Below are 24,818 nucleotides of genomic sequence, written 5' to 3' on the forward strand. Positions count from 1 at the left end.
GCCCGCACACCGTCCATAATGGTGTGTCATGAGCCGCAGCACGCGCCGGTCCCCGGCCCCGCCCCGTTTCGGGGTGGAGGAGGAGTTCCTCGTCGTCGACGCCGCCACCCGGGCCCCGGTGCCCCGGGCCGCCGAGGTCGTCGCTGCGGCGTCGGCGTCGCTCGGGGAGCGGGTGTCCGGGGAGATCACCACCCTGCAACTGGAGACCAGGACCCACGCCTGCGGCACCCTCGGCGAGCTGACCGACCAGCTCGGCGAGGCCCGCAAGGTCGTCGCGGACTGCGCCCGGGCGGCGGGGCTGCGGGTGGTGGCCGCCGGCACGGCCCCCGTCGCCGGGGCGGTGCCGCCGCCGATGACCGTCGGCCCGCGCCAGACCCGGGGCACCGAGACCTTCCGGGGGCTGCACGACGAGCTGGCGCTGTGCGCGCTGCACGTGCACGTGGAGATGCCGGACCGGCAGCGGGCCGTGCTGGTCGGCAACCACCTGCGGCCCTATCTTCCGCTGCTGCTGACCCTCACCGCGAACTCGCCGTACTGGGACGACCGCGACTCCGGCTACGCGAGCTGGCGCACCACGGTCTGGGGCCGGTGGCCGGTGGCCGGTCCCCCGCCGGTGTTCGACTCGGCGGAGCACTACGACGAGGTGGTGGGGCGGCTGTTGGACGCCGGTGCCCTCGTCGACCGGGCCACCATCTTCTGGGACGTGCGCCCCTCGGAACGGCACCCGACGCTGGAGGTCCGGGTGGCCGACTCGGCCCTCACCGCCGAGGACGCGGCGCGCTACGCGGCGCTGGTGCGGGCGCTCGTGGCGCACCTGTCGGCGGCGGTGGACGCCGGCGAGCCCGCCCCGCACGTCGCCGGGGAGCTGCTGCGGGTGGCCTACTGGCGGGCCGCCCGCGACGGCCTGGACGGCGCGGGCGTGGACCCGCGCACGGGCCGGCTCCGGCCGGCGGCCGAGCTGGCCCGCGAGCTGCTGGCCACGGTGGAGCCGGCGCTGCGCGCCCACGGCGACCACGACCCCGTCGCGCGGTGGCTGGAGCAGCTCGCCGCCGACGGCACCGGGGCGCGGCGGCAACGGGCGGTCGTGCACGCCGGCGGGACGCTCGCCGACGTCGTCGACCGGCTGGCGGAGTGGACGGCGGGCTGACCTGCCGCCGGCCGGCGGGCCACCCGTCCCCCCGGCCGGACCCCGCGAATCTGGGCAATCGCGCACAACCGACGGCGGGTGGCGTGGGTGATGCTGGAAGGGCCCGACCTGCTGATGGAGGCCGTTCATGGACCAGATCGCGACCGTCCCGTTCCACCTGCAACGGCTGGAACCCACGCTGATGAACCGCACCGCCCGGGCGTTCGCCGACCGGATGGCGGCCCGCCGGTCGGTGCGGCACTTCTCCGACGAGCCGGTGCCGCTGGAGGTCGTCGAGGAGGCCGTCCGGGCCGCCGCGACCGCCCCCAGCGGCGCCAACCTGCAACCCTGGCGATTCGTAGTGGTGACCGACGCCGACCGCAGGCGGCGGCTGCGCGAGGCCGCCGAGGCCGAGGAGATCGAGTTCTACACCCGCCGCGCCTCCCGGGAGTGGCTCGACGCGGTGGCCCCGATGGGCACCGACTGGCAGAAGCCGTTCCTGGAGACCGCGCCGGTGGTCATCGTGGTGTTCGAGGTCCACCAGGGGCCGCAGACCCCGAAGCCCTACTACGTCAAGGAGTCGGTCGGCATCGCCGTCGGCGTGCTGATCACCGCCCTGCACCTGTCCGGGCTGGCCACGCTCACCCACACGCCGAGCCCGATGCGGTTCCTCAACGAGATCTGCGACCGCCCGGCCGAGGAGCGCGCCTGCCTGGTGATGCCGGTCGGCTACCCGGCCGAGGGGGTCACCGTGCCGGAGCTGACCCGCAAGTCGCTGTCGGAGGTCATGGTCCTGCGGTAGGCGTCAGCGCCCCAGGTCCGCGGTGAAGAACTCGCGCAGGGGCTGCACGTGCCGGTCCTGCCGGCGCCACTCGGCCAGCAGGTCCTCCAGCAGGTGCAGCTCCTCGACCAGTTCCCCGCCCCGGTAGCGGCGCACCACCGGGTGGATGAAGGCGCTCTCGGCGGCCCGGTCCGGCTGCGGGTGCCGCTCGATGGCGAACACGTCGCCGTACTCGTCGCGGCCCCAGCGCAGCGAGAACGTGTAGTAGTGGCTCTCGCCGCCGAACCGGGCGACCGCGTGGTCCTCGGGCAGGTCGTGGTAGTGGCGCACCACCCCGGCGGCCGCGTCGACGACGAGGACGTCGCAGAGGAACTCGAACTGCGTCCACAGCGCCGAGCTCCAGTTGACCCGGTCCAGCACCGCCTCGGTGAGCGCCTCGGCGTCCGCCGCCACCTTCTCGTACGCCAGCGGCGCGCCCTCGTACCGCTCGCGCAGCAGGGCGGTGAGCGTCCGCAGGTTGTAGCGGAAGCCGTCGATGAACGCGGACGACGCCTTCTTGAAGTCGCGGTCCTGGGCGAGCGTGCCGGCGAAGTAGAGCCCGTCGACGTCGACCGACTGCCAGTCGGGCCGGGTGGCGGGCAGCCGCCCGCTGGGCACCATGCCGGGGCGGCAGTTGTCGGCGAAGACCGAGGTGTCCATGGCGAAGCCGGTGCAGCGCAGCACCGTCTCGTACTCCATCACGGCCGTCTCGCCGTCGGCGTGGGTGTAGGTCAGGTGCACCTCGTACTTGTCGCCCACCGGGCGGATCTCGTCGATGACGCAGTCGAGCACGGAGTGCAGGGTCTTGAACTGGTAGCTGTCCAGGACCGCGCCGTGGTGGCCGCGTACGTCGCCGGGGTGCTTGGTGTTCCAGGCCAGCCGCAGGGGGCGCGGGCTGGCCAGGTGGATCATGGCGGCGTGCCCGAGGATCGCCGAGGCGGTCTCGAACGCCGAGTTGCCCTTGCCGAGGATGAGCACCCGCTGGTCGGCGTAGTCGGCCGGGTCGGTGGACATGTCCTCGTAGCCGATCGCGTGCTCGATGCCGCGTACGTCGGGGACGTTGGGCCGGCCCCAGCCGGCGGCCCACACCACGCAGTCGGCGTGCAGCAGCCGACCGCCGGCGCGCACGAGGAAACCGTCGTCGGTCTTGGTGACCAGCTCGACGGTCGTGTCGTAGCGGACGGCGAGCCCGTGGTGGCGGGCGAAGTCGCCGAGGTAGCGGACCATGTCGTCGGCGGAGGGGAAGTATTCGCGACTGTAGTCGGCGAACGGCAGGTCGGCCGGGGTGTGCAGCAGCGAGTTCCAGTCCCAGCGCAGCCGGATCTCGGGGTCGGTGCTGGTGGTGTGCACCTTGTTCAGGGAGATCAGCTTGCGGTGGCGGGGGAACCGGCGGAAGAACTCGCCGGGTTCGGCCGCGCGTTCCAGCGTCAGGTAGTCGCTGCCGGCCTGCTGGAGGTAGTAGCTCAGCTGAAGGCCGGCCGGGCCGGCGCCAATGATCAGGTAACGGTGGTGCTCGGTGCCCTCTGGCAAGTCGGTCATGGCTGCTCCCGCGTCGAGTTCCCATGACCATTGTGGATAAATGCACTTAAGTCAATACATATCCGGGTTGGATGGTGCGGCCGAAGGACGGAGATCGACGGTCGGCCGCCCCCGCCGCTGCGGCGGGGGCGGCCGGCGCGCGGGCGGTGCGCTCAGGCGGGCTGGGCGGCTGGCTCGCGGTGGCCGCTGACCTTCGCCGCCGGCATCGGTCCGCCCTTGGCGGTGCCGGTCATCTCGTCACCGTCGATCGTCACGTCGAAGGCCAGGTCCATCCGCATCGGCTTCTTGATCGACTGGTACCAGGACAGCCGGTTGCCCTCCAGCGTGAGATCGTTCAGGGTGAGCGTCTCCTTCTCGCCGCGGGAGATGCCCTGCAGGACACCGTCCTTGCTGAACAGCTCCAACTCGGTGCGGCGGACGCCGAACGGGGTGGCCACGGCCACCTTCCAGAATCCCTCGACAGACACGGCGGCTTCCTCTCTTGCCGGGGTCCCGGGCGCGGGCGGTCCCGCAGGACGACGCCCGGGCGGCGCCTCGGGCAGCGCCGCCACCCACGCTAGCCATCGTGCCGACGACAGTTAGTCGCCATATTGCCGTCTTGGGCCGACGGGTGGACACAGCGGGTCAACGCGGTGAGATCGACCAATAGGGATCCGACGCGTCAAATCGTCCGCTATACGCGAACTAAACCGGCCGCATGCTGCGAAAACGTCGGGAGCAATGTGAAAGAAGCGCGCCCCGGCGCCACCGTCGCACGATGAACCTGGCCTGATCCGGTCGCCGAGCATCCACTTTTCCCGACCGCCGCAGGAGGAAACCAGGCACGCAGAAACCAGATTCGCCGCGCCGACGGAAAATTGCCGGGGAAACTATCTTCCTCCGGCCGGACCGTCGCGCCGCGAAGCCCCCGACGTCAGGCGACACTCCCCCACCCCTTACCGCGCAGCAACCCGGGACCCGCCCGTGGAACACCGCCGCGGTGATGCCGTCTGCCCTGTTCACGCCATCGGCTTTGGCAGAAGCCGATGGCTCTGTTGTAAGGAGACCGTACCGTGCTGGGTCAACGCGCACGCTCGCTCAGTCCCGGAATAGTCGCGATTCTACTCGTGGCCTCGCTCTTTTTCATCATCGACAGCCGCGTGTCGGTCGCCGGCGCCGACGAAGCCGCCACAAAGTACCGCTTCACCGAGCAGTCGATCGCCTACCCGGACGGCTACGACCAGCTACCGAAGAAAACGATTCGCGACGTCAACCGCTCGTACCACAAGATCCGGGCCTGGATCTCGTCGGTCGGGGCGAGCATCGCGATCAACGACCTGACCGGCCACGGCCGCGCCAACAGCCTCTGCTTCGTGGACGTGCGCACCAACAAGGTCGTCGTGACCTACGCGCCCACCGCGCCGAAGGAGGACCAGTTCGCGCCGTTCCTGCTCGACCCGGCGCCGCTGCCCTTCGACGACACGATGGCCCCGATGGGCTGCGTGCCGGGCGACTACAACCTCGACGGCCGGATGGACCTCATGGTCACCTACTGGGGCCGGGTGCCGATCCTGTTCCTGCACAAGGCCAGCGCCACCACGGTGTCCAACGCCACCTACCAGCGCCAGGAGCTGCTGCCGCAGAGCTCGCCCGACGGGATCTACCACGGCCCGAAGTGGCACACCAACGCCTCGCTGGTCAGCGACCTCGACGGCGACGGCAAGCCGGACGTGGTGATCGGCAACTACTTCCCCGAGTCCGACGTGCTCAACACGCGGGGCCAGGACAACGTCGAGATGAACGAGACGCTGTCCAGCGCCACCAACGGCGGCGGCAGCCACGTCCTGCGCTGGGTGTCGGCGACCTCGGGCGACAACCCGTCGGTGACGTTCGTGCCGGAGCGCGCCGCGATCCCGTTCGTCGCGTCGACCGGCTGGACGCTGGGCCTCAACGCCGCCGACCTCACCGGCCGGGGCCTGCCCGACGTCTACGTCGCCAACGACTTCGGCCACGACCACCTGCTGCACAACGTCTCCCGGCCCGGCCGCATCGAGTTCAAGGTCGCCGTCGGCGAGCGGACCCCCACCACGCCCAAGTCGTTCGTGCTCGGCAACGGCTCGTTCAAGGGCATGGGCATCGACTTCGGTGACCTGGACCGTAACGGCAGCTTCGACATGATGGTCTCCAACATCACCACGGCCTGGGGCCTGGAGGAGAGCAACTTCGTCTGGATCAACAAGGCCCGCGACGAGCGCGACATGCTCGCCAAGCTCGACAAGGGCGTCGCCCCGTTCACCCAGGAGGCCCGACCGCTCGGCCTGGCCTGGAGCGGCTGGGGCTGGGACGTGAAGTTCGGCGACTTCCTCAACAGCGGCGACCTGGAGGTCGTGCAGACCCTCGGCTTCGTCAAGGGCAAGATCGACCGCTGGCCGTGGCTGCAGGAGATGGCCATGATGAACGACGACCTGATGTCCAACCCGGCGATGTGGCCGAACATGCAGCCCGGTGACGACATCGCCGGCAGCCAGCCGCTGGCGTTCTTCGCCCGCACCGAAAGCGGCGAGTTCGCCAACATCACCCAGCAGGTCGGCCTGGACGTGCCGATCCCCACCCGGGGCATCGCCACCGCCGACACCCGCGGCATCGGGGCGCTGGACCTCGCCGTGGCCCGCCAGTGGGGCCCGCCGGCGTTCTACGCCAACGAGGCGCCCGCCAAGGGCAACTACCTCAACCTGCGGCTGTACCGGCCCGCGGTCGGCGCCGCGGAGGACCAGATGCTCTGCACCCCGGCGTACGGCGCCACCGTCACGGTCACCACGCCGGACGGGCGCAAGCAGATCTCCCAGCTCGACGGCGGCAGCGGCCACGGCGGCAAGCGCAGCTTCGAGGTCCACTTCGGGCTGGGGGCCAGCAGCGGCCCGGTCACCGTCGACATGCGTTGGCGCGATCTGAACGGCCAGCAGCACAGCACCAGCCAGCAGCTCACCGCCGGCACGCACACCCTCGTGCTGACCGACCGCGTCGAGGAGGTTCCGAACCGATGACCACGATCGCCCCGCCCCCCAGCATCGACACCGCCCCCGCGGCGCCCGTCCGCCCCGCGCCGGCCAAGCCCGAGCCCGACCGCCGCTACCTGGCGCTGCGCAACTTCGCCATCTCGATCAGCGTCTTCAACATCTTCGGCTACACGCTGCTCGGCTTCGAGCAGCCGTGGCTGTGGCCCATCTTCGCGGTGCTCACCGGCTATGCCACCGAGCTGACCTTCGAGCTGATCCGGGCCCGGGCCAAGAAGGAGGCCCCCCGGTTCCTCGGCGGCGGCGGCCGCCGGGTGTACGAGTTCCTGCTGCCCTCGCACATCACCGCGCTGGCCTGCAACATGCTCCTGTACGCCAACGACATGTTCCTGCCGATCGCGTTCGCCGTGATCGTCGGCGTGACCGGCAAGTACGTCTTCCAGGCCCCGGTCTACGGCCGGATGCGGCACTACATGAACCCGTCGAACTTCGGCATCACGATGGCGCTGGTGTGCTTCGGCTCCTGGATCTCCATCGCCCCGCCGTACCAGTTCACGGAGAACGCCAACACGTACTTCCGGATCATGATCCCGATCATCATCGTGACCGCCGGCACCGTGATCAACGCGCTGCTGACCCGCAAGGTCCCGCTGATCGTGGGCTGGCTCGGCGGCTTCGCCATCCAGGCGTTCCTGCGGGCCTGGATCTGGGACGTGGCCCTGTTCTCGGCGCTGGCCGTGATGACCGGCGTGGCGTTCGTGCTCTTCACCAACTACATGATCACCGACCCGGGCACCACCCCGGTCAAGCCGATGAACCAGTTCATGTTCGGCTCCGGCGTGGCCATGGCCTACGGCGTGCTGATGCTGTTCAACGTCGTCTACACGCTCTTCTTCGCGGTGGTCGTCGTCTGCGGCATCCGCGGCATCGGCTGGTGGATCGCGGACATGCGCAAGAAGTCCCGGGCCGCCGCCAAGCTGACCCTCGACACCCCCAGGAGCATCGCGTGAGCGACCGGATAGCCGTCGTCGGGATCGCCTGCCGGTATCCCGACGCGGAGGACCCCAACCAGCTGTGGGAGAACGTGCTCACCGGCCGCCGGGCGTTCCGCCGGCTGCCCGACGAGCGGATGAACGCCGAGGACTACTACTCCCCCGACCCCGCCGCGCCCGACCGGTTCTACTCGGCCAAGGCCGCCGTGATCGAGGGCTTCGAGTTCGACCGGGTCAAGTACAAGATCGCCGGGAGCACCTTCCGGTCCACCGACATGACGCACTGGCTGGCCCTGGACACCGTCGCCCGGGCCCTGGCCGACGCCGGCTTCGCCGACGGCGAGGGGCTGCCGCTGGCCACCACCGGCGTGGTCATCGGCAACACCCTCACCGGCGAGTTCAGCCGGGCCAACCTGCTGCGGCTGCGCTGGCCGTACGTGCGGCGCACGGTCGGGGCGGCGCTGCGCGAGCAGGGCTGGGACGACGCCGCGGTCGGCGCGTTCCTCGACGAGCTGGAGCCGCGCTACAAGGCGCCGTTCCCGCCGATCGACGAGGACACCCTGGCCGGCGGGCTGGCCAACACCATCGCCGGGCGGGTCTGCAACCACTTCGACTTCAAGGGCGGCGGCTACACCGTCGACGGGGCCTGCTCGTCGTCGCTGCTGTCGGTCGCCACCGCCTGCAACGCCCTGGCCCGGGGCGACCTCGACGCCGCAGTCGCCGGCGGCGTGGACCTGAGCATCGACCCGTTCGAGGTGATCGGCTTCGCCAAGACCGGCGCGCTGGCCACCGGCGAGATGCGGGTCTACGACCGCAACTCCAACGGGTTCTGGCCCGGCGAGGGCTGCGGCATGCTGGTGCTGATGCGCGACGAGGACGCCGTCGCGCGCGGCCTGCGCCGGCACGCCGTCATCGCCGGCTGGGGTTACTCCTCCGACGGCAAGGGCGGCATCACCCGGCCGGAGGCCAGCGGCCACCGGCTGGCCATCCGCCGGGCGTACGAGCGGGCCGGCTTCGGCATCGACTCGGTGTCCTACCTGGAGGGTCACGGCACCGGCACCGCCGTCGGCGACGCCACCGAGCTGACCGCGTTCACCGAGGCCCGGCAGGAGGCCGACGCGGCGGCGGCGCCCGCCGCGATCAGCACCGTGAAGGGCAACTTCGGCCACACCAAGGCCGCCGCCGGGGTCGCCGGGCTGCTCAAGGCGATCCTCGCCGTACGCCAGCAGGTCATCCCCCCGGCCACCGGGCACGTGGACACGCACCCGGTGCTCGACGTGGCGGAGCCCGCCCTGCGGGTGCCCGCCACGGCGGAGCTGTGGCCGGCCGACAAGCCGATCCGCGCGGCCGTGTCGTCGATGGGCTTCGGCGGCATCAACGCGCACGTGGTGGTCGAGAGCGCGGAGAGCGGCCGGCGCACCCGCATCGGGGCGTCGACGACCGCGCTGGTGCGCTCCCGGCAGGACACCGAGCTGCTGATGTTCGACGCGCGTACCCCGGAGGAGCTGGGCTCGCGGCTGTCGGACCTGGCGCCGTGGGTGGGCCGCCTGTCGTACGCGGAGCTGGGCGACCTGGCGGTGGCCCTGGCCGGGAAGCTGGCCGGGCGACCGGTGCGGGCGGCGGTGGTCGTCGCCTCGCCCGAGCAGGCGCGGCAGCGCCTGGAGCGGCTGGTCGAGCTGGTCGACGCGGGCGAGCAGCGGGTGATCGACGCGGCCGGCGGCGTCTTCCTCGGCGCGGCGGGCCCCGCCCCGCGGATCGGGTTCCTCTTCCCCGGTCAGGGCGCGGGACGGCGTGCCGACGGCGGCGCGCTGCGCCGCCGGTTCGAGGAGATCGACGCCCTCTACCAGGCCCACCAGCCGCCGCCCGGCGCGGACCTGGTGGCCACGGCCGTGGCGCAGCCGCGGATCGTGACCGGATCGGTCGCGGGCCTGCGGGCGCTGTCGATGCTCGGCATCCGGGCCACCGGCGCGACCGGGCACAGCCTCGGCGAGCTGACCGCCCTGCACTGGGCCGGCGCGATGGACGAGCAGACGCTCATCGCGACCGCCGGCGCGCGCGGACGGATCATGGCCGACGCCAGCGCCGGGGACGGCACGATGGCCAGCATCTCCGCCGCCCCCGAGGTGGTGGAGCCGCTGCTGGCCGGCACGCCAGTGGTCATCGCCGGCTACAACAGCCCGCAGCAGACCGTGGTCTCGGGCCCGGTCGACGCGGTGCTGCAGGTCGGCGCGGCGGCCGAGCGGGCCGGGCTGTTCTGGACTCGGATCGCGGTGTCGCACGCCTTCCACTCCGAGGCCGTCGCCCCGGCGGCGGTCGCGTTCGCCGAGCACCTGCGCGGCGGGACCTTCGCGCCGCTGGCGCGGCCGATGGTCTCCACGGTCACCGGGGACGTGCTGCCGGCCGACACCGACGTGCCGGAGCTGCTGCGCCGGCAGGTGCTGGACCCGGTGCGGTTCACCCAGGCGGTGCGCCGCCTCGCCGACGACGCCGACCTGCTGCTGGAGGTCGGCCCGGGTCGGGTGCTGCGCGGGCTGGCCGCCGACATCGCCCCGCAGGTGCCGACGGTCTCGCTGGAGACCGACAGCCTCTCCCTCGCGGGCCTGCTCAACGCCGTCGGCGCGGCGTACGCGGCGGGCGCGGCGGTGAACCACGAGGCGTTGTTCCAGGACCGGTTCGCCCGGCCGCTGGAGCCGGGCCGGCCGCTGCGGTTCTTCGCCAGCCCCGCCGAGTCGGCCCCCGCCGGGGACTTCGCGGTGGCCCGTACCGCGCAGGAGCTGGCCGCCGTCGCGGCCACGCCGAACGGCACGTCGGTGGCGGTGTCCGGGCCCGGCGCCACCCTCGACAGCCTGGAGCTGCTGCGCCGGCTCGCCGCCGAGCGGGCCGAGCTGCCGCTGGAGGCGGTGCGGCCGGACAGCCGGCCGCTGGACGAGCTGCACCTCAGCTCGATCACCGTCGGGCAGATCGTCAACCAGGCCGCCCGGGAGCTCAACGTGGCCGCGCCGACGCTGACCTCCAGCTACGCCACCGCCACCGTGGCGGAGATCGCGCAGATCCTCGACGACGCCGCCGGCGGTGCGGCCGGCGGCGACGAGCAGGAGGCGTCGATCGCCGGGGTGGCCCCGTGGGTGCGGGCGTTCGCCGTCGACCTGGTGCCCACGGAGGTGGGTCCGCGCGTCGGCGCCCCGGTCGACGGGGGGTGGCAGGTGTTCACCGCCGGGCACAACCCGCTCGCCGAGCCGCTGCGCACGGCGCTGCAACAGGCCCGGGTGGGCGACGGGGTGCTGCTGTGCCTGCCGCGCGACGGCCAGCCCGAGCACATCCCGGTGATGCTGCGCGCGGCCCGGTCCGCGCTGGCGCAGGGCGGCGCCGTGCGGTTCGTGGCGGTCGGTGACCGGCGCACCGCCGCCGGCCTGGCCAAGACGCTGCACCAGGAACACCCGGAGATCGTCACCACGGTGGTCGTCCTGCCGCTGGTCGACGAACCGGCCGAGGAGGCGCTGGCGGCCATGGTGGCCCGGGTGGTCGCCGACGTGGCGGCCACCGCCGGGTTCAGCGAGGTCCACTACGACCGCGACGGCAACCGGCACGTGCCGGTGCTGCGGCCGGCGGCCCTGCCGCCCAACGGCGGGCCGGGGCTGGGCGTGGAGGACGTGCTGCTGGTCACCGGCGGCGGCAAGGGCATCACCGCCGAGTGCGCCCTCGCGCTGGGCCGGGACACCCTCGCGGCGGTCGGCCTGATCGGCCGCTCCGACCCGGCGACCGACGCGGAGCTGGCGGCCAACCTCGACCGGCTCACCGCCGCCGGGGTGCGCTTCCACTACGCCCGCGCGGACATCACCGCGCTGGACGAGGTGAAGGCGGCCGTCAACGACATCGAGCGGGTCCTCGGCCCGGTCACCGGCGTGCTGCACGGCGCCGGCCGCAACGAGCCGACGGCGGTGGCCAACCTCGACGAGGCGACGTTCCGGCGGACCCTCGCCCCGAAGATCGACGGGCTGGAGGCCGTGCTCGCCGCGACCGACCCGCACACGCTGCGGCTGCTGGTCACCTTCGGCAGCATCATCGGCCGGGCCGGGCTGCGCGGCGAGGGGCACTACGCCACGGCCAACGACTGGATGACCGACCTGACCCGCAAGGTCGGCGAGGACTACCCGCACATCCGGTGCCTGGCGCTGGAGTGGTCGGTGTGGTCCGGGGCCGGCATGGGCGAGCGGCTCGGGGTGCTGGAGGCCCTCACCCGCGACGGCATCGCGCCGATCCCCGTGGAGGCCGGCATCGCCACGCTGAAGGAGGTGCTGGCCAGCCCGGCCGCGCCGCAGGCGCTGGTGGTGATGGGCCGCGCCGACGGCCTGGCGACGGTCACGCTGGAGCGGCGCGAGCTGCCGCTGCTGCGCTTCGTCGACCGGCCGCAGGTGCACTACCCGGGCGTGGAGCTGGTCGTGGACGCGGACCTCACCGCCGACGACGACCTCTACCTGGCCGACCACCTGCTCGACGGGGACCTGCTCTTCCCCGCCGTGCTGGGCATGGAGGCCATGGCGCAGGCGGCCTCGGCGCTCACCGGGCGCACCGAGGCACCGGTGCTGGAGGACGTCGAGCTGCTGCGGCCGATCGTGGTGCCGCCCACCGGCAGCAACACGATCCGGATCGCGGTGCTCGCCGCCGCCGACGGCACGGTCGAGGCGGTGGTGCGCAGCAGCGACACCAACTTCGCCGCCGACCACTTCCGGGCCCGGCTGCGCTGGGACCGGCCGCTGCGGGTCGAGGCCCGGGCGGGCACCGCCGCGGCGGGGCTGCTGCCGATCGACCCGGCCCGCGACCTGTACGGCCCGGTGCTGTTCCAGGGGCGGCGGTTCCAGCGCCTGCTGGGCTACCTGGACCTGGCGGCGACGAGCTGCACGGCGCGGGTGTCCAACCGGCCGGTCGACGCGTGGTTCGCCCGGTACCGCCCCGGCGACCTGGTCCTCGGCGACCCGGGCACCCGGGACACGGTGATGCACGCGTTGCAGTGCTGCGTGCCGGACGCGACCCTGCTGCCGGGCGCGATCGAGCGGCTGCACCTGGCCGACCCGAAGGTCGCCGCGACCCTGGACACGGTCACCATCCACGCGGTGGAGCGGCTGCGCCAGGGCGACACCTACCACTACGACGTGGACGTCTGCGACGCCGACGGCAACCTCGTCGAGCGGTGGCAGGGGCTGCGCCTGCACGCCGTGCGCAAGCAGGACGGCACGGGGCCGTGGCTGCCGGCGCTGGTCGGCCCGTACCTGGAGCGGCGGGTCGGCGCGTTCCTGCCCGACGAGCTGCGCGTCGTGGTGCGGCCCGACGACGCCGACGCCACCGGCACGCAGGCCCGCCGCCGGCAGACCGCCCGCGCGGTGAGCTGGGCGCTGGGCACGGAGACGACGGTGCGCTACCGGCCGGACGGCAAGCCGGAGGTCGACGCCGACATCCGGATCTCCGCCTCGCACGGCGCCGGGGTCACCGTCGCCGTCGCCGGCGCCTCCGCGGCGGTGGGCTGCGACGTGGAGCTGGCCTCGGCCCGCTCCGCCGACGAGTGGGCCGGCCTGATCGGCCAGGACGGGCTGGCCCTGGCCACGCTGCTGGCCCGGGAGCAGGGCGAGGACCTGTCGGTCGCCGCCACCCGGGTCTGGGGCGCGGTGGAGTGCCTGCGCAAGAACGGCCACGCCCGGGTCGACCTGGTGGCCGAGCCGAACGGCACGGCCGGCTGGGTGGCCCTGCGGTCGGGGGCGGCGCGCGTCGCCACCTTCGTCACCGCGCTCAACGACGTCGCCGACCCGGTGGTGTTCACGATGCTGGCGGAAGGAAGCAGGTGAAGTCATGGAGTCCTACTACGAGTACCGGCACCTGGTCGGTTTCGAGGAGACCAACCTCGTCGGGAACGTCTACTACGTCAACTACATGCGCTGGCAGGGCCGGTGCCGGGAGATGTTCCTGCGGGACCAGGCGCCGGAGGTCCTGGCGGACATCCGCGACGACCTGAAGCTGTTCACCCTCAAGTGCGAGTGCGAGTTCTTCACCGAGATCACCGCGTTCGACGAGCTGTCGATCCGGATGCGGCTGGAGGACCTCACGCAGACCCAGATCGGCTTCGCCTTCGACTACGTGCGGCTGCGCGACGGATTCGAGGAGCTGGTGGCCCGGGGGCGGCAGCGGATCGCGTGCATGCGCGGCCCGAACACCGACACCCGGCCGACCCGGGTGCCGGACACGCTGCGGGCGGCGCTGTCGCGGTACGCGGTGGCCCCCGCCGCGGGCGGCCAGCGCAAGGTCCTCGAAGGCGTCGGGGAGGGCTGAGCGGTGACCAGAGCGGACCAGCGGCCGGCCTCCGGCGCGGTGACGGTGCCCCCGCCGGCGACGGCGGCCAACCACGCCGAGCTGCGGGCGGTGATGGGGATGTTCGCCACCGGCGTGACGGTGGTGACGTCGGGCCGGGACCTGCCGCACGGCATGACCGCGAACGCGTTCACCTCGGTGTCGCTGGACCCGGCGATGGTGCTGGTGTGCGTGAAGCGCAGCTCGGTCATGCACGACACCGTCCTGGCGCAGGGCTCCTTCGCGGTGTCCATCCTGGCCGCCGGCCAGGAGGGGCTGGCGCGCTACTTCGCCAGCTCCCGCCGGCCCCGCGACGAGCGGGAGTTCGAGACGGTGCCGTGCGAGGCGGGGCCGCACACCGGGGCGCCGATCGTGTCCGGGAACGTGGCCTGGGTGGAGTGCAAGCTGGCGGCCGTGTACGACGGCGGCGACCACTCCATCTTCCTCGGCTCCGTGCTCGGCACCGGCCGGGGTGACAGCAGCGACGCGCTGCTGTTCCACGGCGGCCGGTTCTGCGAGGTCGGCAAGGGTTGACCGGGTCGGCCCGGCGCCAGCCAGGGCCGACCACCCGACGGCCGGGCGGCCACGCACCCCGCGTGGTCGCCCGGCCGTCGCCGTGTCGCCGTCCGCCGCTGCCGCCATCGTCGTTGGCCGTTGGCCGTTGGCCGTTGGCCGTCGCCGACTGCCGTCGCCGGGCTCGCTGCCGGGGCAGCTCCACAGAGGGCGGCAGGGCCTGACGGGGGCGCGGTAGAGCCCCTACGAGTGCTGGAGTCCGGCGGGGGCTGGGGTTTGGCGGGGTCCCGGGGTCCGGCGGGGGCTGGAGTCCGCCGGGGTCCTGGGCACACGGCGAGGCGCAACCGGCCGGGGAGCACCGGTTGCGCCAGGTTCGCCGGGCAGGCGGGTCAGGCCTCGTGGACGTGCATCGGCAGGCCGCCGCGGACCCGCAGGGTCAGCATCGGCTCCGGCACCACCGGGTAGCCGGGCTGCAGCGACAGCCGCAGCTGCCGGGTCACGCAGGCGAGGACGAACACCGCCTCCATCAGCCCGAGGTTGTTGCCGACGCAGAAGCGTGGGCCGGCGCCGAACGGGATGTAGGCGTACCGCGGCCGGTCTGCGCGCCGGTCGGGGTCGAAGCGGTCCGGGTCGAAGCGGTCCGGGTCGGGCCAGAACTCCGGGTGCCGGTGCAGGGTGTACGGGCAGAGCACCACGTCCGCGCCGGCGGGCACGTGCCAGCCGCCCACGACGTCGTCGCCCTGGGCGATGCGGGGCAGCAGCCACACCGGCGGGTACAGCCGCATCACCTCGTCGACCACCATCGCGGTGTACCGCAGCCGGTGCAGGTCCTCGTACGTCGGGTTGCGGTCGCCGAGCACCTCGACGGCCTCGGCGTGCATCCGCTCCCACACCTCGTGGTGCCGGTCGAGCAGGTAGAACGTCCAGGTCAGGGTGCTGGCGGTGGTCTCGTGCCCGGCCAGCAGCAGGGTGACCAGCTCGTCGCGCATCCGCTGCCGGGCCACCCGGGGGTCGGTCTCCCGGCTGGTCGACTCGATCAGCCGGGACACCACGTCGTCGCGGCCGGCGATCCCGCCGGGCTGGGCCCGCCGGTGCGCCACCAGCCGGTCGACGATCTCCTGCAGCTCGGCGCGCGCCCGGCGGAAGCGCCGCTGCCGGGGCAGCGGCACCCACGGCGGCACGGCGCCCAGCGACATCATCTCGAAGATCGCCTGGTCCTGCACCGCCTCGAACGCCGCGCCGATGCCGCCGAACTCGCCGAGGTCGGCGTCGAGCAGCGTACGGCCCAGCACGCCGAGGGTCAGCTCGGTCATCTCGTGGCGGATGTCCACCGGGCCGGCGCCGACGGCGCGTTGCAGCCGGGCGGCCATCCGCACCGACTCCTCGGCGACCGCGTCGGCCTGGCGGGCGATGCGGCGGGCCTGGAACACCGGCTGGATCACCTTGCGCTGCTTGGTCCACAGCTCGCCCTCGCTGGTGAGCAGGCCGTCGCCGAGGGTGCGGCGGGCGTGCACCAGCCCGATGCCCTTGTGGTAGTTGCCCGGGTTCTCGGCCAGCACGTGCTTGGCGTGGTCGGGGTGGTTGAAGAACCAGAGCGTCTTCGGCCCCAGCGGCAGCCGCACCGCGTCGCCGTGCCGGGCGGCGACCGTCCGCATGACGTCGAGGCGGTTGCGGGCCATCCGCCCGAGCAGCACCGGTGCGGTCCACGGCGAGGGGCCCGGCGGGCGCACCCGGGCGGGGTCGGCGACCGCGGTCACGGCTGCACCCGGGCGTCGGCCCGGAACCGCGCGGCCACGGCCCGCCGCCACACCTCGTACGCGGGCAGGCCGGAGGCGTCCGGGCCGGCGGGGATCAGCTCGTCGGTGACCCGACCCGCGTCGGCGGCCGACGCCCGGCAGAACACCTGCGTGGCCAGCTCCGTGTGCGGCACCAGCAGCCCCGCCCGGATCCGGGCCTGCGCGGCGAACGCGCTGGCCTGGGCGACGAACGGGGCGTGCTCGCCGGAGCGGGCCAGGAACAGCCGCAGCTCGTCGGCGGTGCACCCGCCCGCGTACGTCGCGGCGAGCCCGGCCCCGCTGTAGAGGTCCTCGTGCCGCGCCGCCGGGAACCGGTCGATCAGGTCGGCGGCGACGGTCGGGTCGCAGCCGGCGACGAACCAGGTGGCCCGGCCGATGCCCTGGTCGATGGCGCGGGCGGCGTACGCGGTGGGGCCCTCGGGCGGCCACGGGAAGTCGGTCACCGCGCGCTGGCCGTGCACGTACTCGGCGGTGTGGAAGTACGCCTGGTGGAAGCCGTAGCCGTCGTGCACGAGCCAGCGCAGCAGCGGATCGGTGGCCGCCGCCAGGGCCCGCCGCCACAGGAACTTCGGCAGCCGCGCCAGGGCCCAGCCGATCCCGACGTACGCCATGTAGACGTGCCGGTCGCCGGTGCCGGCGAGGAACTCGGCGCTGCGCCGGGGCGCGCCCGGGGTGAGCGCGTCGACCAGCGCGAAGCCCATGGCCGCGCCCTCGTAGGCGAACCCCTGGAAGCGGGTCGGCAGCGGGGCGAGGTCGGTGTCGACGTCGGTCACCCGGCGGGCGCCGGCGGCCGAGGAGAGCCCGGTCAGGAACGACGAGCCGACCGTCTCCAGGATGGTGCGTGACTCCGGGTTCTTGACGTGGAACCCCCGGGTGGAGACGAGGGTCTCCTTGACGTCGGGGGTGAGGACGCGGCGCCTGAGCGCCCTGATGGTGCCGGCCACCTGCTGCTCCCATTCATCCAGATTCGACGATTCAACTGCCCTATCCTCCCGGCCGCCCGACGCCCGCAGCCACTTCCCGATTGCCCTCTGACCTGCGGCGAAGCGGCCGGGACAACGGCACGCTGGGAGTAGTGCGCCGACGCCACGCGGGACACGATCGAGCCGCCCGCCACCTCGGCGGCGGCGTCGCGCCGCGCGGCACGCGCCGGTCGCGGGCGGAGAGGAGCTCGCGATGTTGGTGCTCGTGACGGGCGGTACGGGCTTCGTCGGCGCGCACACGGTGGCGGCGCTCGTCGCGGCCGGGCACCGGGTGCGGGTGCTGGCCCGCGACCCGCGCCGGGTCGCCCCGGCCCTGTCCCCACTGTCCGTGCCGGACGACGCGGTGCAGGTCGTCGACGGCGACGTCGTCGACGAGACGGCGGTCGCCCGGGCGGTTCGTGGCGTGGACGCGCTGGTGCACGCCGCGTCGGTCTACTCGTTCGACAGCCGGTCGCACGAGGCGACCCGGCGGACCAACGCCCGGGGCACCGAGGTGGTGCTGGCGGCGGCCCGCCGGCTCGGGGTGGGGCGCTCGGTGCACGTGTCGACGTTCGGCGCGCTGGAGCCGTCCCCGGCCGGGACGGTGGGCCCGCAGTCGCCGCCGACCACGGCCCGGGAGACGTACCTGGCGAGCAAGGCCGCCGCGGAGCGGGTCGCCCGGGGCCACCAGGCGCACGGCGACCCGGTGGTGATCGCCTATCCGCCCGCCCTGCTCGGGCCGCACGATGCGAAGCTCGGCGACCAGAACGCCCGGCTGCGCAACGTGCTGCGCGGCCTGATGCCGATGTGGCCCACCGGCGGCTTCCCGCTCGGCGACGTCCGGGACACCGCCGCGCTGCTCGCGGAGCTGGCCACCGCGCCGGGCGAGGACGGCGGGCGGCACCTCGGCCCGGGCCGCTACCTGAGCACCCGCGACTACGTGCGGGCCGTCCGCGAGGCGACCGGCCGCCGGCTGCCCACGTTGTTCCTGCCGGCCCGGGCGATGCTGCCCTTCGCCTACGCCACCGACCTGGTGCAGCGGGTCTGGCCGTGGCACATCCCCGCCGAGTACGGGGCCTGCTACGTCTGCGCCACCGACGCCCGCCCACAGGACGTGGCCCGGTCGGCGGGGCCGGTGCCCCGGCCGATCGGCGAGACGCTCGTCGACACCGTGCGTTGGCTGCACCGCACGGGGCGGCTCACCGCCGGCCAGGCCGGCAGGGCCGGCGCACCTGTCGTTCCCGCCGCGTCCGCGGCGGGTCCCGTCGAAGCCGCGGCGCCGCCGCGCAGGGAGGCACGATCATGACCATCGTCGAACCGCACCCGTCCCGGCCGTCCGGGACCACCGCCGTGGCGGCCTACCGTCAGGTCCGGGTGGCCACGGCGCAGCTGCTGGCCGAGGCGCCGCCCGGAGCCGACGCGCTGCCGGTGGCGCACTGTCCGGAATGGACCGTAGGGGAGCTCGTCGCGCACCTCGTGGAGGTCTGCGCCCGGGTGCACGGCCGGGTCACCGGCGACGTCCCCGGCCCGGCGCCCGACGGCGGGGTGCCGGAGCTGCTCGCCGAGTGGGAGCGGCTGAGCGGGCCGGTGGAGGGGTTCCTCGCCGGCCCGGGCTCGATGGACGGGCACATCCTGGTGATGGACGCGTTCACCCACGAGCTGGACCTGCGTCAGGCGCTGGGCGTCGCGCCACCGGTCGCGCACCCGGCGCTGCCGGTGGCCTCCGGCGTCCTGCTGAAGGGGTTGTCCGCCTCGCTCGACGGCCACGGCCTGCCGCCGCTGGCGGTGCGGACCGAGCACGGCGACGCGGTGGCGGGGACGGGCGAGCCGACGGCGACCGTGGCCGGCCCCTGGCACGAGGTCTATCTGGCGCTGGCCGGTCGGCGCAGCGCGGCGCAGATCCGGTCGCTGCGGTGGAGCGCCGATCCGGGGCGCTGGCTGCCGGCGTTCACCTGGGGGCCGTTCCGGGTGCCGGAGTCGCCCGTCGCCGGCGCCGGGGGCTGAGCCTGCCGTACCGCTGTCGGCTGCCGGCCGGTGCCCCGGGGCACCGGCCCGCCGCCTTCTTGCAATCGGGATCGATCTGGGCGCATCGCCGGGTCCCGTTCGGCGCGCGCCCTCATCCCCCGATGGCGGCCGTGCCGCCCGATCCGCGGCCCCGTCGCGCCGGGCCGGGGCCCGGGGTCGGGGGTCGCCGCCGCCCGGGGGCGGCGGTCACGACTTGGCCCGGTGCAGCACCCGTGACGGCCGGGCGGTACGCCGGTCGTTGCGGGCGAAGCCGCGGCGGTTGCGGGCGGCCGGGTCGGTGCTGTCCAGCTCGGGCAGCGCGATCAGGATGGGCAGGTCGAACACGCCGGTGTGGTGCAGCTCCAGGTCCACCGTGAGGTTGACGCCGGAGCCCACGGTGAGCGCGTCGTACGCGCCGACGGCGAGGGGGCGGCGCATGGACGGCCGGGCCGCGATGTCACCGAGCGCGATCGCCGCGGCGCGCAGGTACCACTCGCCCTCCGGCACGTCGCGCAGCACGTACTCGCCGGAGGCCTCCAGGATGTCGCAGGAGGCGGGCAGGCCCTGCACGATGGGGCTGTCGAAGACACCGACGTACACCTTGACCGGCACGTCGACCGGGGGCAGGACGAGGCGTCCGGAGATGGTGGCCCGGCGGCGCGGGCCGGCCGTGCGGGTGCGGGAGAGCTGCGGGATGCCGTTCTCGGCGAGCCAGCGGTAGCGGGCCGGCGAGATGCCCACGCTGCGGGTGAACCGGCTGATGAAGGTGCCCAGGCTGTTGTAGCCGACGGCGTAGGCGATGTCGGTGACGCTCATGTCGGTCTCGAGCAGCAGGTTCTTGGCCTTGTAGAGCCGGATCGCGGTCAGGAAACGGCCCGGCGAAGTGCCCGTCTTGGACCGGAACAGCCGAGAGAAGTAAAAGCGGCTGAGAAAGGCCGAATCGGCCATTGCATCGAGTGACAGAGGTTCGTGGTAACGATCCCACATGATCGAGATGGCTCTTTCGACGGCGTTGTGCACGGCCAATCACTCCATTCGGTGAACACGTTGGGGACACTCAGGCCACATCCGGGCACAACCTGCCCGGGTATGGTGCCGCCGGTCGCGGGGGTCCCCCGCGACCGGCGACGTTGCCCTGTCCTGGGTCGCCACGACTTCGTTGTCGCACCGTGACGGAACAGGTGTTCGATCACCCGGCTTGAATTGTGGAGAAATGCCAGTCCACCGGCCTTGCCGGGTGGCGCCAGTGCGGACCGAAACACATCGGGCCGCGCTTACTGTGAGTGTCCTAAGTGGTCCGGATGGAGTAGGACGATACCATGCATGGAGATCAATCAATACGGAACTTTCGAATGTTCCCAGAGGCGGCGAGGCGATTTAATCTGACAGACGCAGCGATTATCCGAATTGGTCGGCGATGCCAGCCCTGTCCGCAGTTGATCACCGCGGGGCCGTGAGCTGGCCACCCAGCCAACGGGCCGCGGTCATGGCCGACCAGGCGGAGACCTCGACCAGCGCCCGGTCGTCCAGGCCGGCCAGCCGGCAGCCGCGCACGACCGTCGCGTCCACCTGGTAGGACGCGAAGGCGACCAGCAGGGCCAGCCGGGCGACGGGCCGCTGGGGTTCGGGCAGCCCTTCGACCAACCCCTCCACCCAGGCCCGGCTGATCCCCCGCGGACCGCCGTGCCAGCCGACCAGGTTGACCAGCACCAGGTCGCGGACCGCCTCGGGCACCGAGCGCCGGCCCGCCTCCTCGATCGCGGCGCAGGACCGGCCGAACGCCTCCGCGATCGTCGGGCTGCCGGCCGCCCAGGACAGGTCCGCCGGCAGCGACGCGGCGGGCAGCAGGTCCAGCGAGAGACCCGGCCCGTGCGGGCGCCGCGACGCGCTCATCATGGCCCAGCCGAGCACCCGCAGCACCATGGGCAGCGCCATCTCCGGCACCCCGGGCGGCAGCGGCACGTCGCGCAGGAACACGTTCACCACCCGGTTGAGGTAGTGCAGCAGCACCGCCACCCCGACCAGCTCCGGCGTCTGGGCGGCGGGGAACGGCGGCGGCTGCGGCGGGTTCCCGCCGGCCGGCATCGCCCAGCCGACGATCCCCTCCAGCTCCGCCGCGCCCGCGCCGGCCCCCGGGTCGGGCCGGGTACGGCCGTCCACGCCGACGCCCACACCGACGCCGGTGAGCAGACCCAACGCGTTGTTGTGGATGGTCGCGCAGTAGGGGCAGGTGTTGCCCAGGGAGACCGCGGTCGCCACCGCCTCCTTGGCCGCGCGCGAGGCGGCCCCGGGGACGACCATCGTCTCCCGCAGCAGCAGCCACGCGGCGGCCAGCACCTCCGGCGCCGGGGCATGCAGGGCCATCGGTGGGGCCAGCACACCGAAGTCCCTTTCCACCTGCCTGTACACCTCGGCCACCAGACCACTGGCCCGCCCCCGCCGCACCGCGTCGACGTATCGGATCTGCGTCAACCCGAGAGCGCCCAGCACCGGTCGTAGAACACTTGCCGGCATCACGTACCTCATCCGTCTCTGTGAATTGAAAACAGGTTATCGGCGAAAAGTGCCTTCAGCCAGTAGGCAGTACGGTCCAACCGCGCCGTCGGTTCAACCGCAGGACAGTTCCCGCAGTAGGCAATCTGGGAGAGCACTCCAGCAGCGACGACGTGCCATCATGGGCCAGCGGAATCGCTGCCCGACCGCCGTCGCCAGCGTTTCCGTGTCGCCCCGCAGCCCCGTCGGAGATTGCTGCGGCCAGCACCGACAGCGGCCATACTTCGTCGTGGAACGCACCGTCGTCCGCCTGGCCTCAGATCGCCCGAGCAACGAGGAGATGGCTCATGGAAACGACGACGAGACAGCCGGGAATCAGAGTCCCGATGATTGACGAGGATCAGGCGCAGGGCCGCACCGCCGAGCTCTACGAAGAAATCAAGGCGGTCACCGGTCTGCCATTCGTGCCCGACATGTTCCGGCTCACCTCCACCAATCCGCGGCTGCTCGCGGTGGTGCTCGCCGGCTACGGCGGCATCTTCGGCGGGGACACCCTGCCCCGGCAGCTCAAGGAGCTGATCTCGGCCTGGACGTCCAAGCTGAACGGCTGCCCGTACTGCGTCGGGACGCACAGCTGGTTCCTGAGCCAGTTCGGCGGCAGCGACGAGCTGCTGGAGGCGGTGTCGGACGCCGACAGCGTCGAGGACCTGCCCGTCGACGAGCGCACCATGCCGCTCATGCGGCTGGTGACGAAGGTGAGCACCGGCGCGTACAAGATCACCGACGCGGACTGGGAGCAGGCCGCCGCCGCCGGCTGGAGCGACGCCGAGATGCTCGAGGCGGTCTTCTGCGCCTGCCTGTTCGCGTTCATCAACCGGCTGGTCGACGCCACCGGACTGGGCTCCTCGGTCGACCGCAGCCGCATCGCGCGGCTGGGCGACGAGTGACCCGCGGCCGGGAAGGGACGCCATCATGACCCAGTCACGCGCCATCCTGCTGACCGGGGCCTCGTCGGGCACCGGCATGTCCTCGGGCAGCGGCAAGGCCACCGCGCTGCGGCTGCACCGGGCCGGCTGGCCGGTCTACGCCACCGGACGCAACGTGGAGGCCCTGGCCGACCTGGCCGACGAGGGCATCACGGTGCTCTACCTCGACGTCAACGACGAGGAGTCGATGACCGCCGCGGTCAAGCGGATCACCGACGAGCACGGCGCGGTCGGCACGCTGATCAACAACGCCGCGTACAGCCTCAACGGCACCATCGGCGAGACCCCGATGGACGAGGTCCGCGCCCAGTTCGAGACGAACGTCTTCGGGCTGTGCCGGCTCACCCAGCTGGTCCTGCCCGGCATGCGGGAGCAGGGCGGCGGCCGGATCATCATGATGTCGTCGATCTTCGGCATGTTCGCCACCCCGGGCCGGGGCTACTACCAGGCCACCAAGCACGCGTTGGAGGCCATCAGCGACTCGCTGCGCCTGGAGGTCGCCCCGTTCGGCATCAAGGTGGTGGTGCTCCAGCCGGCGCCCATCCTGGGCGGCTTCGTCCCCGACAGCGTCGCCGACCTGGGCATGGACACCCACGACAACCCCGCCCTGTACCGGGACTTCTGGGAGCACTTCGTCGACTGGCACCAGGCGTACCGGCTCAGCGACAACCCGCCGCTGCGCGGCAAGATCGCCGTCCGCGCCGAGAACGTCGCCAAGGTCCTGGAGACGGCGGTGTCCACCCCGAACCCGCGCATCCGCTACCGGCTCGGCATGCCGCCGCGCCTGCTGCCGAAGATGCGGGCGATGATCGGTGAGCGCGGGTGGGAGAAGTTCGTCCGCGCGTTCTTCCCCATCCCCTGACCGCCCGCACGAGCGGCGCCGACGGATCTCGTCGGCGCCGCTGCGCGTTGCCCGGGGTGCCGTCACGTGCCCTCGCCCGTCAGGCCCGGGATTCGTCGATACGCAGGGACCGCGCCCGCCCGCCGCGCGGGCGCAGCCACAGCAGGGCGACGACCACGACCAGCACCACGCCGTCGACGAACAGCAGGAAGGCGCTGAAGCCGTCGATGCCGTGCCCGTGCGCGTCGACCACCACATTCGTGCTGGCCTGGCGCGCCGCGTCGTCCAGGGGGGCCGGCGCGACGCCGGTGCCCGCGCTGAACCGGTACGCCCCAGTGCTGGTCGTGCCGTCGGCGAAGGTGACGTGGTAGGCCACGGTGTAGTCGCCGGCGCCGTCGATGCGCAGCGGCAGCCGCAGCCGGGTGGAGCCGACGCGGGTCGGCTCGGCGTCGGTGAGCCGCCCGCCGGCGGCGTCGAGCACCGCGACGTGCGACTGTCCCTCGTCGACCTCGGCGTCGAAGCCCAGGGTCACCTCGGCCGGCGCGGTGGTGAGCACCGCGCCGGCCGACGGTTCGGCGGAGATTGGGCCATCGGCGGCCCGGGCCGCACCGGGGGTGAGCGCGAGCAGCCCGGCGACCGCCGCCGCCACGGCGGTGGCCGCCGCCCGGCGACGGCCACCGGACGGGCGGCTCAGCTCACGCGGCATGGGGGGCGAGGGACCGGCCGGCGACGCGGTGCCCGACGCAGCTGCACGTCATCAGCTCCTGCTCCTGCCGGTTCGGCCGCAGGTGCAGGTACATCGCGATCACCATGGGGATGAAGACCACGGAGTTGTAGAACAGGTGCAGCTCCACCCGCGGCAGCACGAGCTGCAGGATGCTGGTCGGCACCTTCTGGCCGAAGAACATGGTGCCGGACTGCACCTGCCACAGCAGCAGGAAGTGCTCGATGTGGTGCCAGAACTGGATGGCCAGCGCCACGGTCCACCAGGTGCGGGCGCGGCCGACGAAGCCCCGGCGCAGCGCGAAGAGAAAGACCAGCATCACGATGGCGTAGCCGTAGTGCAGCCACTCGGAGGAGACCAGCCACGGGTAGAACTGCCCGAGCACCCCCCGCGCCTTCGGCCGGGGCATCCCCAGGACCCAGATCTGGTACGCCTGGACCAGGTGCTCGGCCCAGTGCGCCAGCACGACGAAGAGGAAGACGTTGAGGGCGGCCCGGTGGTGGGCTCCGTTGAGCCGGCCGAGCAGCCCCGAGGACGGAGCAGCGGTGGAGAGGGGTTGGGACATCTTTTGCACCTTCCGTAATGACGCGGGAGAGTGGAAACGCGGGAGAATCGCCATACGGCCCGTGTGAAGCGAGACAGCGGCTGCCGCGAAGCTAACCGCCCGACCCGCGCCGCAGTTCCTCCAGATTG

19 protein-coding genes are annotated in these 24,818 nt (G+C 73.1%); 11 read left to right on the forward strand and 8 right to left on the reverse strand.

The features are described from left to right. Positions 1 to 28 precede the first annotated feature (28 nt). Positions 29 to 1,147 carry a carboxylate-amine ligase gene (locus ACVMYR_RS22340; protein WP_457122639.1) on the forward strand — a complete coding sequence of 373 codons (1,119 nt, stop codon included), beginning with the start codon at positions 29 to 31 and terminating at the stop codon, positions 1,145 to 1,147. A gap of 181 nt (positions 1,148 to 1,328) precedes the next feature. Next, positions 1,329 to 1,928: a nitroreductase family protein gene (locus ACVMYR_RS22345; protein WP_176734412.1), complete on the forward strand. Its 600-nt coding sequence runs from the start codon at positions 1,329 to 1,331 to the stop codon at positions 1,926 to 1,928. A gap of 3 nt (positions 1,929 to 1,931) precedes the next feature. Here ACVMYR_RS22345 and ACVMYR_RS22350 read toward each other — a convergent pair whose 3' ends face one another. Next, positions 1,932 to 3,485 carry an NAD(P)-binding domain-containing protein gene (locus ACVMYR_RS22350; RefSeq protein WP_396728208.1) on the reverse strand — a complete coding sequence of 518 codons (1,554 nt, stop codon included), beginning with the start codon at positions 3,483 to 3,485 and terminating at the stop codon, positions 1,932 to 1,934. Positions 3,486 to 3,637: 152 nt separating this feature from the next. After that, positions 3,638 to 3,952, reverse strand: a complete 315-nt coding sequence (locus ACVMYR_RS22355) for a hypothetical protein (protein ID WP_043969055.1) — start codon at positions 3,950 to 3,952, stop codon at positions 3,638 to 3,640. A gap of 639 nt (positions 3,953 to 4,591) precedes the next feature. Here ACVMYR_RS22355 and ACVMYR_RS22360 point away from each other — a divergent pair. The 5 genes from ACVMYR_RS22360 to ACVMYR_RS22380 are packed head-to-tail and all read left to right on the forward strand — an operon-like array spanning position 4,592 to position 14,340. After that, the gene (locus ACVMYR_RS22360) at positions 4,592 to 6,508 is read left to right on the forward strand and encodes a CRTAC1 family protein (protein ID WP_228986236.1); all 1,917 of its coding nucleotides are present in this window, start codon (positions 4,592 to 4,594) and stop codon (positions 6,506 to 6,508) included. Next, positions 6,505 to 7,488 (forward strand): enediyne biosynthesis protein, encoded by a 984-nt coding sequence (locus ACVMYR_RS22365; RefSeq protein ID WP_396792697.1) that lies wholly within the window; start codon positions 6,505 to 6,507, stop codon positions 7,486 to 7,488. Before ACVMYR_RS22360 ends, ACVMYR_RS22365 begins: the two co-directional genes overlap by 4 nt. Continuing rightward, the gene (locus ACVMYR_RS22370; RefSeq protein WP_457122640.1) at positions 7,485 to 13,307 is read left to right on the forward strand and encodes a type I polyketide synthase; all 5,823 of its coding nucleotides are present in this window, start codon (positions 7,485 to 7,487) and stop codon (positions 13,305 to 13,307) included. The genes ACVMYR_RS22365 and ACVMYR_RS22370 overlap by 4 nt, the downstream gene beginning before the upstream one ends. A gap of 4 nt (positions 13,308 to 13,311) precedes the next feature. After that, complete coding sequence (locus ACVMYR_RS22375) at positions 13,312 to 13,788, forward strand: acyl-CoA thioesterase (protein ID WP_043969052.1); 477 nt, start codon at positions 13,312 to 13,314, stop codon at positions 13,786 to 13,788. A gap of 39 nt (positions 13,789 to 13,827) precedes the next feature. After that, the gene (locus ACVMYR_RS22380; RefSeq protein WP_077940251.1) at positions 13,828 to 14,340 is read left to right on the forward strand and encodes a flavin reductase family protein; all 513 of its coding nucleotides are present in this window, start codon (positions 13,828 to 13,830) and stop codon (positions 14,338 to 14,340) included. A gap of 368 nt (positions 14,341 to 14,708) precedes the next feature. On the opposite strand, the gene ACVMYR_RS22385 is transcribed toward ACVMYR_RS22380, so the two are convergent. Together ACVMYR_RS22385 and ACVMYR_RS22390 are read right to left on the reverse strand one after the other, a co-directional pair. After that, entirely contained in the window at positions 14,709 to 16,076 is a 1,368-nt protein-coding gene (locus ACVMYR_RS22385) for a cytochrome P450 (RefSeq protein ID WP_077940248.1), read from the reverse strand. Further along, entirely contained in the window at positions 16,073 to 17,059 is a 987-nt protein-coding gene (locus tag ACVMYR_RS22390; RefSeq protein WP_077940246.1) for a DUF1702 family protein, read from the reverse strand. Before ACVMYR_RS22390 ends, ACVMYR_RS22385 begins: the two co-directional genes overlap by 4 nt. Positions 17,060 to 17,291: 232 nt before the next feature. Between ACVMYR_RS22390 and ACVMYR_RS22395 the strand changes: the two genes are divergently transcribed. Both ACVMYR_RS22395 and ACVMYR_RS22400 read left to right on the forward strand, forming a co-directional pair. Further along, complete coding sequence (locus tag ACVMYR_RS22395; protein ID WP_431896856.1) at positions 17,292 to 18,383, forward strand: SDR family NAD(P)-dependent oxidoreductase; 1,092 nt, start codon at positions 17,292 to 17,294, stop codon at positions 18,381 to 18,383. Continuing rightward, positions 18,380 to 19,081, forward strand: coding sequence for a maleylpyruvate isomerase family mycothiol-dependent enzyme (locus ACVMYR_RS22400; protein ID WP_431896854.1), 702 nt, complete (start codon positions 18,380 to 18,382; stop codon positions 19,079 to 19,081). The genes ACVMYR_RS22395 and ACVMYR_RS22400 overlap by 4 nt, the downstream gene beginning before the upstream one ends. A 207-nt stretch (positions 19,082 to 19,288) precedes the next feature. On the opposite strand, the gene ACVMYR_RS22405 is transcribed toward ACVMYR_RS22400, so the two are convergent. Together ACVMYR_RS22405 and ACVMYR_RS22410 are read right to left on the reverse strand one after the other, a co-directional pair. Continuing rightward, positions 19,289 to 20,068 carry a helix-turn-helix transcriptional regulator gene (locus tag ACVMYR_RS22405; RefSeq protein WP_255378756.1) on the reverse strand — a complete coding sequence of 260 codons (780 nt, stop codon included), beginning with the start codon at positions 20,066 to 20,068 and terminating at the stop codon, positions 19,289 to 19,291. Positions 20,069 to 20,521: 453 nt separating this feature from the next. Next, positions 20,522 to 21,595, reverse strand: a complete 1,074-nt coding sequence (locus ACVMYR_RS22410) for a carboxymuconolactone decarboxylase family protein (RefSeq protein WP_457122641.1) — start codon at positions 21,593 to 21,595, stop codon at positions 20,522 to 20,524. Positions 21,596 to 21,960: 365 nt separating this feature from the next. Between ACVMYR_RS22410 and ACVMYR_RS22415 the strand changes: the two genes are divergently transcribed. Further along, entirely contained in the window at positions 21,961 to 22,521 is a 561-nt protein-coding gene (locus ACVMYR_RS22415; RefSeq protein WP_228986231.1) for a carboxymuconolactone decarboxylase family protein, read from the forward strand. Positions 22,522 to 22,546: 25 nt separating this feature from the next. After that, the gene (locus tag ACVMYR_RS22420; protein ID WP_043969044.1) at positions 22,547 to 23,422 is read left to right on the forward strand and encodes an SDR family NAD(P)-dependent oxidoreductase; all 876 of its coding nucleotides are present in this window, start codon (positions 22,547 to 22,549) and stop codon (positions 23,420 to 23,422) included. 79 nt (positions 23,423 to 23,501) lie between these two features. On the opposite strand, the gene ACVMYR_RS22425 is transcribed toward ACVMYR_RS22420, so the two are convergent. Continuing rightward, positions 23,502 to 24,107: a copper resistance CopC family protein gene (locus tag ACVMYR_RS22425; RefSeq protein WP_431896850.1), complete on the reverse strand. Its 606-nt coding sequence runs from the start codon at positions 24,105 to 24,107 to the stop codon at positions 23,502 to 23,504. After that, positions 24,097 to 24,690 (reverse strand): hypothetical protein, encoded by a 594-nt coding sequence (locus ACVMYR_RS22430; protein ID WP_043969043.1) that lies wholly within the window; start codon positions 24,688 to 24,690, stop codon positions 24,097 to 24,099. The genes ACVMYR_RS22425 and ACVMYR_RS22430 overlap by 11 nt, the downstream gene beginning before the upstream one ends. Positions 24,691 to 24,818: the final 128 nt, after the last annotated feature.

This window comes from Micromonospora sp. PTRAS2, from assembly GCF_054052245.1.

Bases quoted from the DNA above. Each gene is read 5' to 3' on its own strand.
- ACVMYR_RS22340 (WP_457122639.1), top strand. From the start codon at position 29: ATGAGCCGCAGCACGCGCCGGTCCCCGGCCCCGCCCCGTTTCGGGGTG.
- ACVMYR_RS22345 (WP_176734412.1), top strand. From the start codon at position 1,329: ATGAACCGCACCGCCCGGGCGTTCGCCGACCGGATGGCGGCCCGCCGG.
- ACVMYR_RS22350 (WP_396728208.1), bottom strand. From the start codon at position 3,485: ATGACCGACTTGCCAGAGGGCACCGAGCACCACCGTTACCTGATCATT.
- ACVMYR_RS22365 (WP_396792697.1), top strand. From the start codon at position 6,505: ATGACCACGATCGCCCCGCCCCCCAGCATCGACACCGCCCCCGCGGCG.
- ACVMYR_RS22375 (WP_043969052.1), top strand. From the start codon at position 13,312: ATGGAGTCCTACTACGAGTACCGGCACCTGGTCGGTTTCGAGGAGACC.
- ACVMYR_RS22395 (WP_431896856.1), top strand. From the start codon at position 17,292: ATGTTGGTGCTCGTGACGGGCGGTACGGGCTTCGTCGGCGCGCACACG.
- ACVMYR_RS22400 (WP_431896854.1), top strand. From the start codon at position 18,380: ATGACCATCGTCGAACCGCACCCGTCCCGGCCGTCCGGGACCACCGCC.
- ACVMYR_RS22405 (WP_255378756.1), bottom strand. From the start codon at position 20,068: ATGTGGGATCGTTACCACGAACCTCTGTCACTCGATGCAATGGCCGAT.
- ACVMYR_RS22410 (WP_457122641.1), bottom strand. From the start codon at position 21,595: ATGCCGGCAAGTGTTCTACGACCGGTGCTGGGCGCTCTCGGGTTGACG.
- ACVMYR_RS22415 (WP_228986231.1), top strand. From the start codon at position 21,961: ATGATTGACGAGGATCAGGCGCAGGGCCGCACCGCCGAGCTCTACGAA.
- ACVMYR_RS22420 (WP_043969044.1), top strand. From the start codon at position 22,547: ATGACCCAGTCACGCGCCATCCTGCTGACCGGGGCCTCGTCGGGCACC.
- ACVMYR_RS22425 (WP_431896850.1), bottom strand. From the start codon at position 24,107: ATGCCGCGTGAGCTGAGCCGCCCGTCCGGTGGCCGTCGCCGGGCGGCG.
- ACVMYR_RS22430 (WP_043969043.1), bottom strand. From the start codon at position 24,690: ATGTCCCAACCCCTCTCCACCGCTGCTCCGTCCTCGGGGCTGCTCGGC.